The organism is Citrobacter werkmanii (genome assembly GCF_008693645.1).
GTDB lineage: Bacteria > Pseudomonadota > Gammaproteobacteria > Enterobacterales > Enterobacteriaceae > Citrobacter > Citrobacter werkmanii.
Map to the genome: position 1 here is coordinate 3,912,648 of NZ_CP044101.1, position 13,912 is coordinate 3,926,559.

The following is a 13,912-nucleotide window of genomic DNA, read 5'->3' on the forward strand; positions in this document are numbered from 1 at the left end:
AGTTATTTTATTGTGAGGGGAAATGTGGGTGTGGGGACAGAGGTTGTCAATTCTAACTAAAGCCAGGCTATCGAAACGGTTAATCAGTAGTGCAGACCGGCCCCCTTCAGATTTACGGTCAGTTCGCCTAATTTCGTATCCGGGTGTTGATGACACATGTTAATCATTTTCGGAACAGCGACAGTTTCCACCTCATGCAGCGGAACATAATCATCGCCTTTAAAGTCAGAATTTTTATTAACGATCACAAAGGCAATTGCCGTCATGTATTGCCGACTCATATCAGCAAACTCTTTACAGGTCATATCTTGTGGCGCAGCTTCGGTTGCCTGAGTAGCAAACGCACAGCTCATCGGTGCCAAAACAGAGGTCATAATAACAACAGCTGAAACCATCATTTTAATATTCACGATACACTCCAGAGGCAGTATTAATGGTGATTGGCAAGTTTGTCTGTTGCTACCAACTTCGTATTCCTGCGCAGACTGATAAAAGCCAAAGAACTGAAGATCATCTCGACCCCAATAAAAATCGAGGTAAACACGTAAGACTTGTCGGGATCCATATTCAGCCATACGCCAGCAATAAGCAGATCTAAAATGCCGATAAAAATGTTCCAGCCATAGCCCGGACTGCGGAACATTTGAACTCCGGAAGCCACACGAAAAATACCGCCAAGAATAAACAAGCAGCAAAAAACCATAGCCAACGAATTCATGCCAATCACCGGGTTAACAAGGAAACAATACCCCAGCAGTAACCATGCGATAGCAAAAAACGCATAGGTAAATTTGGTTTTCAACTGCTTCTTCCCGGCGCTAAACAGGCTATAAATAGAATAAAAACCGCACACCAGGAACATAAAACCTGTCGCATAGCTTAAATAAACGCCAGCAGCGATAGGATAGATTAAGCAGCAAATGCCACATACCAACAACAGCACCGCCATAATTGTTGCGTGTCTTTTATAATGAGAAAGTGTTTTTTCATTAAACGTTCTCAGGGCTTGCTGATTAAAAATGAACATACATCCTCCGTTACATGTAAACGTAATGTAACCTACTAATAAAAGAGTTAATACTCACACAATACATATCACTTACAATGAAATAATAAGACTTCAGATAAGGATGCGTATATAAGAAGAAAGGAATGTTGTTATCCGTTTAATCCTACACATGTCAGACGTCTGACACCTGTAAGATTAAGCGCTCATTATTCTATCCTGGCTCTGATTCCTCTCTTTAAACTTATTTAATATGATTATTGCGTTTGGTGAACAATACCAACTTTATTCAGGAGAACGTAATGAAAAAGATTATTCTTGCAGGTCTGCTTGCAACTATGATGGGCTCAGCTCCGGTAATGGCATCTGCCACTACTCCCACTGCGGCACAAACAGCCACAGCCAATGTACAAAAAGAAGCAGCCGATATTATGCAGGTCGCCGTAAAAGGTGCCAATGCGATGCGCGATATTCAACTGGCTCGTCTGGCTCTGTTTCACGGACAGCCTGACAGCGCAAAAAAATTAACCAATGACGCCGCTTCCCTGTTGGCAGGCGACAGCAGCGACTGGGCGAAATTTGTCAAAGCAGCGCCTAAGGCGAAGATGATTGACGATCAGTACGTAATTATTAACGCTACGATCGCATTATCAGAAGACTATATTGCTACGCCGGAAAAAGAATCTGCTATCAAAACCGCGAATGGCAAAATGGCCAAAGGTGACTGGAAAGGTGCAGTGGATACCTTGCAACTGGCTGGGATCAGCGTGCTTCAGACCCAATACCTGATGCCTTTGAATCAGACGCGTAAAGCCGTTGCCAGCGCCCAAAAACTGCTGTCCACGGGTAAATTTTATGAGGCTAACCTTGTGTTAAAAGGTGCTGAAGAAGGTATTGTTATTGATAGCGAAATGGTGGGTGCAGGCCAGTAATACTCTGTACTAACGAGTGATGAATCAAGACATTTCTCTCCGGATCGGGCAGCTACGGCTACCCGATCCGGGGGGATTAATGGCTCATCAGACTGTCGATCTCAATTTCAATTTCTCGCATGACAGCAACAATTTTCTGTAATGCCTGCTGCCGTACAGCCAGCGGAAGATCGTCATGTCGCATAGACTCAAAAGGTTCGCAAAGCGTCTGAAGCGCGGTGATACCCAGAATTTGCGCCGAACCATGCAACCGATGAAGCGCCCGTAAAAACAGCTGCGGCTCATCTTGCGCAACGGCTTTCTCAGCCGCTTGTAAATCACTCAGCGTTGCTTCGCGGAATGTTTCGAGTATCTCGTTCATTAATGCGCGATCGCCACCGGTATTTTCAGTCAGTACATTGAATTTTAAATGCCGGATTGCACAAGGTGACGCATAGCCCGTGTCGATTTTGCTCAGTTCATGCGTCAGCGTCTGGATTGACACCGGCTTAAACAGACACAAATTCATACCGTTTTGCAGACATCGATCGCGTGACTGCGGGAGCGCACTGGCCGTCAGCCCCCATATTTGCAAGTGAGGTTGTTGACGACGTAGTGAAGCCGCGAGATCAAACCCGTCTTTCTTAGGCATATTCACATCGGTTATCAACAGGTCGTATGATTTTTTGGCCAGTTTGGCTTCGGCTTCCTCGCCATCACAGGCCTCATCCACGCTGTAGCCAATGGTATTCAACTGGCGTTTAAGTAGCAGGCGATTAGTTGGGTTATCGTCTGCGATCAGAATCGACAGACACGGTAGCGGTAGCACAGCGCCAGGGGTATCCCCATCCGCTACTATCGACTGTCGGGCAGTTTCAACCGGCAGCGTAATCGTGAACGTGGTTCCCTGAGCCGGAATACTCCTCAGCTCCAGCGTACCGCCCATCAGCGTTACCAGTTCTTTGCAGATAAATAACCCCAGACCAGACCCCGTTTGTTGACGTCCGCAACGCCCCTGAGCATAACGATGGAACAGTCCAGCCTGCTCTTCTTCGCTAATGCCACAACCGGTATCACTGATGGCGATTGTCAGGGTGCCGTGATTATCTGTGTCCGGAGTCAGTCGGGCCGTAACATGAATACTGCCCTGCGCCGTAAACTTCAGCGCATTTCCCACCAGATTGGTGAGAATTTGCCGCAAAGCCTGCTGATCGACAAATACCCGCTCATTTACTGGCAACTGGCTGACACAGGCAAGCGATATACCTTTCTGCCTGGCCAGGGCATCGAAAGAGTGGCACTGCAATTCAATAAGCTGCGAGAGATCGGTCCACTGGGGAACAACCTCATATTTTCCGGATTCAATCTTATCAACGTCCAGAATCTTACCAATCAGTCCCAGCAATGATTGAGCCGTCGCCCCAGTCAATGCAATGGCCTCTTTGCGTTGTGCCGGACTGAGCTCAGAGCTTGAGAGTAATTCCACAAAACCAACAATCGAGCTTACCGGGGTACGTAACTCATGACTCATGCTCGCCAGAAAACGGCTTTTGGCTTTTGTGGCGGCAATCGCTTTATTCTTTTCGGTCTCCAGCTCTTGAGATAAAACCTCTTTCAGATGCAACTGTTCTTCCAGTAACCGCTGCGATTGCTTTCTTTTACGGACTTCACGGGAGAGTGATATCCCCCAGATCAGGCTAATAGCAATAAGTACCAGCGCAAATAACCCCAGTTGATAGAACTGTTTGCTATATCGGCTCCAGATATCAACCTGGGTATTGGAAATCTTCGACCACTTCTCCGTCATCTGTAAAATTTCACGCGGAGGTATGGCTTGCAGGGCCTTATCAATGACAGACTTCAGCATCGGCTCATGAGAAGAAATAGCAAAACTCACCGCTGCGCCTGGCATATCAGGCAGCCGGAAGAAGTGCATATTATTCTGGTAGTAATGATCGGTAATGAACTTTGCCGACAATTCGGTCGCGATTGCCGCATCAACGTCGCCCTCCTTGACCATAGCCATTGCAGCGCTACCGGTATCCGCATTCACCCAGGTCACCTGCGGATACTGTTGTTTGAGGCCACGTTCCAGAATATGTCCGGCAGGCAGAGCAATACGTATCGGTTTTCCCAGCAGCGAGTCGGCTGTTTCCTGGCGCGATGTGATAACCACGAATGCAACATTCATCAGCGGATCGCTCAATGCCGAATCGTCCTGGTTTTGGTTAGTCGGGGCGATCGTCGGATACATATCCCACTGCCCACCACTGATGAGTTTGGTCTGTTCACTTCTGGACGTGGCCAAAACAGGTTCAAAATTAAGACCCGTTTGCAGATGAATAATATTCAGCAAATCGCCAAGAATACCGCGTAACTCGCCGCTGCTATCTACCAGCGTATAGGGTGGGTAATCCGGGTTGATCAAAATGCGGATAGTATGTTTATTCTTCAGCCATTCTTTTTCCTGATGACTGAAAGGAATGGGCGCATTCAGATAAGCAAGATTACCGCGATTTAACCAGTTCTGCATCACCTGCATATGGATTTCATTACTTATTGATGTAATAAAACCATCAAGAATATTTCTTAATAGCGGTTGATTTTCATTAACCACAAAATAATTATATTGTTCTTGCTTATCAAAATAATGCGTAATAACCAGGGATTGCGAGAAATACCGCGAGATACAATGACTAGTGGTAATATTGTTACCAATATAATATTGGTTATCATCGTTCACCACCGACGCCATTGCCTGATACTCGTCGTCATAAAATGAGACTTTAGCATCAGGAAAAGCGTCCTGGATAACGTTAAGAAAAGGGCAATCCCGCACACAGGCGACGCTGACCTTATGGTTCGTCATCAGCGGTAGCATCGTGTTTTTTAATGACGTCACAAGCGTCGGCCACGTTGTGAGTAATGCCGATGTGCGCAGTAAATGCCCGCCGACATCCTGCCGCCGGGAAAGCTGGGTTATCAACGTATCAACATCATTACTGGCGAGTGCGGCAAGCGCCTGCTGCTCGTTATCGTATTGCTTTATAACAATTTTTACATTGAGACTTTTTTGCATTAGCGCAAGGTAGTCCGCGTTAACGCCCCGATAATTTTCCCCGCTGTTTTGATAGACAATAGGTGAGACTTCCGGTAACCAGGTGCCAACCACTAATGTTTTTTTATGCGCCAACCAGTTTGTTTCTTCCCTGTTTAAGCTGATATTTTGCACCGCAGTATTATAGTTACTTTTTAGTTCAACCTGGCGCGCTGAACTCACATCCGTAGATAATCCGATGGTAAATATGACCATCAAAAAAATAAATAAGCGTTCCAGCATTACTCTACCCTATTTTATTTCTTTGCGCGTAATCATAAATTTCCATTAATGAAGAACAATCTAATTTTTCCATTAAACGACTTTTATAAGTACTGACCGTTTTATTACTGATATTCATTTTACTGGCAATCGTACTGTAATCCATACCATTAAGGATATAACGCAACACTCTCATTTCCTGTGTTGATAACGTATCAAGTTTATCCTGTTCGCTGGCCGATGAACCAGTAAAGTGTTCAAGGGAGAAAGGGAAATAACTATAACCATTTTTGGCGGCTTCGATGGCGGCAAGAATATTATTCATGCCTTCTTTTTTACTCACAAATCCGTTAGCACCGTATTCAGCACTACGTTTACCATAAAAATATTCATTTTTTGCTGAAATGATAATGATCACACCAGCATAGTGCCGTTTGCGTAATTGTTCCAGCACCTCGATGCCACTGATACCAGGAATATCCACATCAATAATTAGCAGTTCAGGTTTGTTTTTTTCAACCACCTGTACGACTTGCTCGCCACTGTCGAGTTCAGTGGTCACAGCGATACCATTAGTATCGAGTAAGTTGCGAATGGCAATGCGGGCCAAAGGGTGATCATCAACGATTATCGCGTTCATTGCGTATAAGAATCCCGATAAATAAAGAAAGGCGATGGCTATAGTGCAGGTGAGTCTTCAATATTACTGATTTATAAGTGCCAGACCCAAGACGCAAATTCTAACATAGTCACGTGTATATTTTATGATTTTTTCATAATCAAGATGAATAAATCATAAAAATAACATTTAGATTTACAAGAATTAAACCTTGAGCCTTTCTGTAGATCAAATCATTAACACATTATAGAGGGAATATTCCTACACATGTAGGACTGGTCTTTCATTTATTATGCTTAATTCTTAATAAGGAGAGGAATAGAATTGCAGTGGTAACTGTACATCTGGCGGGAAATTCAGTTATTGCGAGTGATTAAACGTTGATGCCCGTCAATCCCTGTGGCTCTGAAACAGCAGAGCCACAGGAGACAGACATTAATCAAGCCTGACTGGGTAATGCTCCAACCGCGCGCGAGTTTTTCACGGTCAGCGTAACGACGGCAGAACATAACAGTGCGGCAATCATAAAGATAAAGGCGCTGTTATAGCTTCCTGCGCTGCTTTGGATCAGCCAGCCGATGATAGGTGCAGAAACAACGCCCGCCATCTGACCGCCAAAGTTAACGATCCCCGACGCCCGTCCCATAATGTTGCTGGGGATAGTGTCCATCAAAATTCCCCAGAACGTCGCCATAGCGAAGAACATGAACAGGGCTGAAATACACTGATAAACCACCGCCATATCTGCGCTGCTCACGCTGAAGGTCAGGTACAGGAAGCCTGCGGCAATGACTGAGGTGACGACGTACAACGTTTTACGCATCGGTTTGAATTTATCTGAACAGTATCCGCCTAACAATGTGCCTCCTGCGCCAAACAGGAAGGGAATTGCCGCCATTACGCCGGTCTTGGCCAGAGAAAATTCACGTACGGTGATCAGATAACTGGGCAACCAGGTTGAAAATCCCCAGAAGGTGATATCAAACAAAAACCAGATACTTGCCATTTGCCAGAGCACCGGCATTTTGAGTACGTCTTTAAACGCGATAGCGCTGGTATTTTGCAGCCCACCCTGATCGTCAACGGCCAGTTCCGCCAGATCCTGCTGCGTAATGGCGGGGTGATCTTTCGGGTTGTCACGCGTAAATAAGTAGATCCCTGCGGCAATAAACAGTCCAGGAATACCCAGCACGATAAAAACCATATGCCAGCCAAAAGCCCCAATAATGCTGGCTGCGACCACAACCGCCAGCGCCGGGCCTAAGGTGTTCACCGTTGATTGAATCGCCGTCGCGCGCCCACGCTCTTTCGACGGGAAATAGGTCGAAATCATCTTCCAGGAGGCCGACGGGAAGCACCCTTCGCCGATACCAAAGAAGAAGCGCACTGCCAGCATTAGCGGTAGCGTCAGCACAGCGCCGGTTAAGCTGGTGAAAACAGACCACCAGGCAATACCAATGGCCATGATTTTACGCGAGCCAAACTTATCCGCCAGTAAACCACCGGGAATTTGAAACGCGGCATAACCAATAAAAAAGGCGCTAATAATTAAACCCTGTTGGGTGGTATCCAGATTTAAATCTTTGCCGATATAAGGGAGCGAAACGCTCATGACCATTCTGTCGAGAAAAGAGAGGAGCCACGCCAGCCAGATCAATGTCAGGACGGTATATCTTGCTTTCCAGGTCTTTGGTTTACCTGAAGGTAAAGATGTTTGTAGGTTCATTGTGATGTCCTTAGGGTGTAGTGATCTACCGCGGCCATAAATAGTCGCGATAGATCAATGCGTGTTTAGCGTTATTTATTAATATTGTTTTCTTATAACCGTACCGCTACAGGCATAACTTTCCGTGCCATTAATTAAGGCAATGCGCCCATTAACCATGACAATTTCAATCCCTTGCGGATACTGATTAGGTTCAACAAACGTGCCCCTATCAGCGATAGTGTTCGGATCGAACATCACAATATCCGCCGCGTAACCCACCTTCAGCAGCCCGCGATCCTGCAGGCCCAGCACCTCAGCAGGTTTACCCGTCATTTTGCGAATTGCCGCTTCCCAGCTCAGACATCCCTCTTCACGTACGTATTTACCGAGCACACGTGGGAATGCGCCGAACACGCGAGGGTGCGGTTTTCCGGCCCCCATTAAACCGTCGGTACAAACGTTTTGCTCTGGCCGACAGAGAAACTTAATCACATGCTCTTCAGTGCCGTAGAAGTCGACCATTCCGACGGCGTTTTCTTCTTCATAAAGCAGGTCGAAGGTGGCGTTGTAGGGGTCTTTCCCGCGCAATTCACCCAACTGGAGGAGGTTCAGACCAACGGCATCCTGATTTTTGGCCGTTTTCACGCTGGTAACAAAAATCTGGTCCAGACCGGCAAAATCGATAAAGTTATCCCAGCCAGGGATGCCCTGCTGAATATCCTCGATCATTTTGGCGCGCAGTTCAGGTGAGGCCAGGCGTTCCAGTAATTTGTCTGTTCCACCGGAGTGGACCCATGGCGGCAGGATCACGCCGAGCATCGTGCTGCCCGCCACATAGGGATACTGGTCGAAAGAGATGCGGATCCCCTCTTCCTGCGCCTGCTCCAGCATCCCCAGCATCTGGTCGATCAGTCCCCAGTTTTTCTTTCCGCAAACCTTCATATGTGAAATATGTAGCCAGACGCCTGTGGCTTTGGCGATATCGATCAGTTCCTGCGTTGAGTTGATAATATCGTCAGCTTCACTGCGCTGATGTACCACAAAGATCCCGTTATATTTCGCCGTGACCTTGCACAGTTCAATCATTTCGGCAGTATCGCCAAAGGCGCAAGGCATATAGATAAGCCCGGTGGAAAGACCAAACGCGCCCGCTTTTAATTCCCGCTCAAGAACTTCGCACATCTTCGCCACATCTTCACGGGTCGAAGGCCGCCCATCCAGCCCCATCGCCTCCATGCGCACATTGCCATGCGGAACTAAATAGGCAAGGTTTGTCGCCGGATGTCGTGATGCCAACAGATTGAGATAACCGTCCGTATTTTTATATTTCCAGTCTATTTTGTCGGTATCGCCGTCCAGTCCGGCGATATTTTTACGCCACGCCGGAATATATTCTTCCGGCAACGGTGCTAACGCGACGCCATCCTGCCCCAGCAATTCAGTGGTAATTCCCTGGCGAATTTTTGCCGACAGCGCGGGGTTAATAATCGCCGACAGATCAGAGTGCGTATGGGTATCAATAAAGCCAGGACAAATAATTTTTCCCGTGGCATCAATAACCTGTTCATTGACGCCAACTTCTATTTGACCGATTGCGACAATACGTCCGTCATCAACGACCACATCGGCAATTCTGCCTTCACTGCCCGTCCCATCGATCACATTTCCGTTTTTGAAAATGGTTTTCATCGTTATTCTCCATTGCGGCGGCGCTGCGCGGCACCGCCTGTAAGGTAAGAGGATTTTTATCGTTCTTTTATTGGCGATAGAGTGTCTGGATGATGCTGTAATAGCCGCTGGCCGAACCGGTTAACTGATCGATCTCGATATACTCATCAATGGTGTGCGCCAGATTTTCACGCGAAGGTCCGAAGCCGATAGTTTTAATTCCCGCTTCGCCCGCATAGTGACTACCGTTGGTGCAAAATGAGTATTGCGTGATGGTCGGATTAAACCCGGCCTCGCGGACGCCAGCCAGAGCGGCTTGCACGAATTCATCCGACTCGTCATACACCCAGCCCGGGAAGAAGCGCTCCCCCTCAATGGTGGCACCGGTATAGCAAGACTCCTGGCCCACAGCGTAGGAGACACGGGCCTTAAACTGCGGATCCTGCGTGATGAATTCTGCCAGGACATTTTCCAGCGGGGCAATGACGCTTTCTTTGGTTTCGCCCACTAGCAAACGGCGATCGTAGGTTGCGCGGCAGTAATCCGGCACGACCGAGGCACCTGGGTACGGCGAAGATTTAATGTCGGTCAGTTCGAGAATGCCAGGCCCGAGTACTGGGTGCGTTGGCGGGGTAATGGTGCGAATTTTGTCGATCAATTGCGCCATTTTATACACCGCATTAATCCCTGCCTGCGGGTTGGCGGAGTGCGCAGGTTTACCAAACGTTTCAACCACAATTTCAGCACGTCCACGCTGGCCAATTTTCAGGTTTAGCTCGGAAGCTTCACCGATGATTACGTAGTCTGGCTTATAGCGCTCGCTGACCAGACGAGCGGCAATGCCTTCAAAGCACTCTTCATGCACGATACAGGCAACGTAGATTTTCCCGGCGAAATTACGCTGGTTGTCCTGGCCGAAAAAACCCACGGCGGAGATCATTGCCGCCACGGCGCCTTTCATGTCGGTCGTACCGCGACCATAAATCTTGCCATCTTCGATATCACCGCCGTACGGGTTGCGGGTCCACTTCTCTTCGTTCACCGGTACAGTATCAATATGTCCATCGAGGACCAGCGTTTTCCCTGGCTGATTACCCACGATACCGCCAACAATGTTGCCGTACTTATCAACATGGATGTCATCGAACTGGTAATGCTGCATCATTGTTTTTATGGCATTAACCACTTCCCCTTCCTGACCGGAATAACTTTTTTGTTGGATTAGCGCCTGACAGTTTTTAATCACTTCTTCAATACGGTTTGCAGATAACATGGTTTTCTCCGTTCTTATTCTCAATCAGGAAATTATTTGTTGATGCTCGGGTACTGACCGCCCCAGACAATATCCAGATACTGTTGTGGGTCAGTGTCACCCTCAGTACTTATCAACAACACGCGGGAATGCTCATCCAGCCCCAGTTGCGTACGCGTTTGCGCCAGTTCAGGCGAGGACATCAGCAGTGACAGCAGGCCGGTCGTCACCGCCCCGGACTCACCAGAAACGATCTGCGGATCGCCTGCCAGCGGATTACCCAACATGCGCATGCCAAGCGCCGCAACCTCATCCGGGCAGGAGGCAAATGCGGTGGCATAATCACGCAACAGCTTCCAGCCAATGCTATTTGCCTCACCGCAGGCGAGACCAGCCATCACGGTTTGCAAATCTCCGCCCACCGCTATGGCATCACCCTCTTTCGAGCGGGCGGAGCGGTAGAGACAATCGGCAATTAACGCCTCGGCGACGATCACTTTCGGGCGATTTTCTCCCCATGCCGCCGTCACCATTCCCTGAACCATGCCGGCAAACGAGCCAACGCCTGCCTGAACAAAAATGTGCGTCGGCGCAACCTGATGCAGCTGGTCGATCGCCTCCAGCATCAGCGTGCCGTAACCCTGCATAATCCACTGCGGGATCTTTTCATACCCTTCCCAGGCGGTATCCTGCACCACTATCCAGCCATGCTTTTCCGCCTGTTCCGCGGTCATGCGAACCGCATCGTCATAGTTCATATCGACGATTTCGGCGGTAGCGCCTTCGTTACGGATCGACGTCAGACGTTGCTGTGAAGAACCTTTTGGCATGTAAACCACGGCATTTTGCTTCAACTGTCGCGCCATCCAGGCAACGCCGCGACCGTGATTGCCATCGGTGGTGGTAGCAAACGTAACGGTTTGCAGATCGCGGCGCACCTCTTCGCTGGTCATCACATCAAACGGTAATTCGCTGATATCTTTACCGACTAATTCTGCGATATGGCACGCCATCGCATAGGAACCGCCCAGCGCTTTAAAAGCTTTCAGGCCAAAACGCTGCGACTCATCTTTGAGGTAGATATTTTTTACGCCCAGTTTTTGTGAAAGTGCCGGCAGCGTATACAACGGCGTTGGGGAATATCCCGGAATAGACCGATGAAAATTCAACGCCTTGACCAACTCCTGGTGGCTAAACGGAGCCAACGGCGCGTTCGGATGTTCGGTAAACGGTGTCTGGTTGATAAAAAATGATAAGTTTTCCTGCATCATAAAACCTCATTGTGCTGGTAATCCATTCCCTGCAATTGATGTCATACAGAGATATTTCCGCTATCGGTAATGCCAATAGAGCAAAATGCTTACCAGCTTTTTATTAATTGAGTAAAATCTTATGAATAAATTAATAAACACTTAAATTTCAATTAAATAGATAGAATGCAATATTTGCAGCCAAAAATATCATCGCGTTAGTTTATCGTTTCATTTTGATAAATTCTCACAATTGATAAATAGTGTGATCGCGGAAGATAAAATAAAAAAAACATACTAAAACAGAGCAGTAGATTGATTTTTCGCAAATCATTTTTGGATTAGTTCGCCTATTTATCATTTTCCATGAGAAATGCGACACGCGCCGGAGAAGTAGCATGATTTCAGTACTCAGCAATATTCAGGATGATATATGCAATTATGCCGATGCTATTTCTGGCATCACCGGAACGGATGTTGAGATCATTGATGAATCTTTAATGCGCATCGCTGGCACCGGTAAATACCGGCACATGCTCAATGAAAACGTGGCAAAAAATGGCTACATCTACCGCCACGTTTTGCAGGTGCGGGAAACGGTGCTGATCAAAAATCCTGGCGAACATCCACTGTGTCAGTTATGTGAAAAACACCACTATTGTTCTGAAATGCTGGATTTGAACGCACCAATTTTTCTCAACAATCGCGTCATTGGGGTGATCGGGATTATTTGCTCAACCCAGGCGCAGCGCGACACCCTCCTGAGCCAGATTGAGAAATTTGTTACTTTCATTGAGCAAATAGCCGTGATGATCTCCAGTAAGGTTTTTGAATGTCTGGAACGTTTACGCGCGCAGGAAAGGCTGGGCGCATTTCGCCGTCTGATCGATGCCATGGACCGCGGCGTCGTGGCAATCGATGGTGATGGTCTTGTCTGGCATGCCAACCATTCAGCCGATCGCATTCTCAATCGCGAGGTTCAGGGATTACCGTTAACCATTGAAACAACCGGGGACAGTTTGTATGGCGATGAGGAGGCCTGGCTGACGCTCGAAGGTCATAAATACCATGTACTGTGCAAGCAAATTTCGCTCTCGTCTTTGGATAACGATCGCTTAACCATGATTATCTTTCGTGACGCGCACGACTACCTGAGTACCCTTCTTCCATCGCCTTATGAGGCCGACACCCAGGTGCGGTTGATTGGTCACTCCCCCTTGATGGAACAGCTCAGAAGCACCATCGGTAAAATCGCCAACAGCTATGCCAGTGTGCTTATTACCGGCGAAAGTGGCTCAGGAAAAGAGGTCGTGGCATTTGCCATTCACCAGAGCAGCCCCCGTAAAGCCGCCCCCTTCGTAACAATCAACTGTGCTGCCATTCCCGAACAGTTGCTGGAAAGCGAACTGTTTGGTTATGTGCGCGGCGCATTCAGCGGGGCCGACCCCAAAGGCCGCGTGGGAAAATTTGAACTGGCCAACGGCGGCAGTCTGTTTCTGGATGAGATCGGCGATATGCCGCTTCATCTGCAGGCTAAGCTGCTCAGGGTTCTGCAGGAAAAAGCGATCACCCGCGTCGGGTCTAACAACACCATCAATATTGATGTACGAATTATTGCCGCGACTAACAAAAACATTAACGCGATGGTGGAGAGTAATCAGTTTCGCGAAGATCTTTTCTATCGCCTGAACGTGGTCCCTTTGGTTCTTCCCTCGTTGCGCGAACGGCGGGCAGATATTGCGGTCCTCGCGCAATATTTTGCCGATGAGTTTTCGGTCAGTTATCAGCGACCATCACAAAAACTTCCCGATGATGTCATCAACCGCCTCTATGCCTGGCACTGGCCTGGCAACATTCGTGAATTACGTAACGTTATCGAATATATTTTCGTGATGCGCGGGGAAGCCGCAGGGATCAACGCCAGCCATCTGCCTCCTTACCTGCTCACCGCAGCTGACAGCAGAAAAACGTCGATGACAGCCCAGCCTCAGCAGCTTGCTAATAAGGGAAAACAAGCGGAAAGGGAGGCCATAGAAAATGTCATCCAGCGTTTTGGCGCAAGCGTGGAGGGGAAAAAACAGGCAGCGACCGAACTGGGGATCAGCATTGCCACGCTTTATCGAAAAATAAAGCTGTACGGGTTATAAACCTGACCTTACTTAACGAAAAAGCCCGCGTA

10 protein-coding genes are annotated in these 13,912 nt (G+C 48.0%); 2 read left to right on the forward strand and 8 right to left on the reverse strand.

The window, feature by feature from the left end:
- Window positions 1–83: 83 nt before the first annotated feature.
- Window positions 84–431, reverse strand: coding sequence for an HdeA/HdeB family chaperone (locus tag FOB24_RS19385; RefSeq protein ID WP_038632832.1), 348 nt, complete (start codon window positions 429–431; stop codon window positions 84–86).
- Window positions 431–1,027: a DUF308 domain-containing protein gene (locus FOB24_RS19390; RefSeq protein WP_150345349.1), complete on the reverse strand. Its 597-nt coding sequence runs from the start codon at window positions 1,025–1,027 to the stop codon at window positions 431–433. Before FOB24_RS19390 ends, FOB24_RS19385 begins: the two co-directional genes overlap by 1 nt.
- A gap of 281 nt (window positions 1,028–1,308) precedes the next feature.
- On the opposite strand from FOB24_RS19390, the gene FOB24_RS19395 reads away from it, so the two are divergent.
- Window positions 1,309–1,938 (forward strand): YfdX family protein, encoded by a 630-nt coding sequence (locus FOB24_RS19395; RefSeq protein WP_121529445.1) that lies wholly within the window; start codon window positions 1,309–1,311, stop codon window positions 1,936–1,938.
- A gap of 76 nt (window positions 1,939–2,014) precedes the next feature.
- Here the strand turns inward: FOB24_RS19395 and FOB24_RS19400 are convergent, their stop codons facing one another.
- The 6 genes from FOB24_RS19400 to dpaL form a co-directional block, all read right to left on the reverse strand.
- Window positions 2,015–5,257, reverse strand: coding sequence for a response regulator (locus FOB24_RS19400; RefSeq protein ID WP_150345350.1), 3,243 nt, complete (start codon window positions 5,255–5,257; stop codon window positions 2,015–2,017).
- A gap of 4 nt (window positions 5,258–5,261) precedes the next feature.
- The gene (gene evgA / locus FOB24_RS19405) at window positions 5,262–5,876 is read right to left on the reverse strand and encodes an acid-sensing system DNA-binding response regulator EvgA (protein ID WP_150345351.1); all 615 of its coding nucleotides are present in this window, start codon (window positions 5,874–5,876) and stop codon (window positions 5,262–5,264) included.
- Window positions 5,877–6,294: 418 nt separating this feature from the next.
- The gene (locus FOB24_RS19410; RefSeq protein WP_042313230.1) at window positions 6,295–7,581 is read right to left on the reverse strand and encodes an MFS transporter; all 1,287 of its coding nucleotides are present in this window, start codon (window positions 7,579–7,581) and stop codon (window positions 6,295–6,297) included.
- Between the two features lie 78 nt (window positions 7,582–7,659).
- Complete coding sequence (locus FOB24_RS19415; protein WP_150345352.1) at window positions 7,660–9,252, reverse strand: N-acyl-D-amino-acid deacylase family protein; 1,593 nt, start codon at window positions 9,250–9,252, stop codon at window positions 7,660–7,662.
- A 67-nt stretch (window positions 9,253–9,319) separates the two neighbouring features.
- Window positions 9,320–10,504 carry a YgeY family selenium metabolism-linked hydrolase gene (locus FOB24_RS19420; protein WP_038632852.1) on the reverse strand — a complete coding sequence of 395 codons (1,185 nt, stop codon included), beginning with the start codon at window positions 10,502–10,504 and terminating at the stop codon, window positions 9,320–9,322.
- A 32-nt stretch (window positions 10,505–10,536) separates the two neighbouring features.
- On the reverse strand, window positions 10,537–11,751 hold the full coding sequence (dpaL, locus tag FOB24_RS19425; protein WP_150345590.1) for a diaminopropionate ammonia-lyase: 1,215 nt from the start codon (window positions 11,749–11,751) through the stop codon (window positions 10,537–10,539).
- Window positions 11,752–12,131: 380 nt separating this feature from the next.
- On the opposite strand from dpaL, the gene FOB24_RS19430 reads away from it, so the two are divergent.
- A complete protein-coding gene (locus FOB24_RS19430; RefSeq protein ID WP_150345353.1) occupies window positions 12,132–13,880 on the forward strand; it encodes a sigma-54 interaction domain-containing protein in 1,749 nt (582 codons plus the stop codon).
- Window positions 13,881–13,912 lie beyond the last annotated feature (32 nt).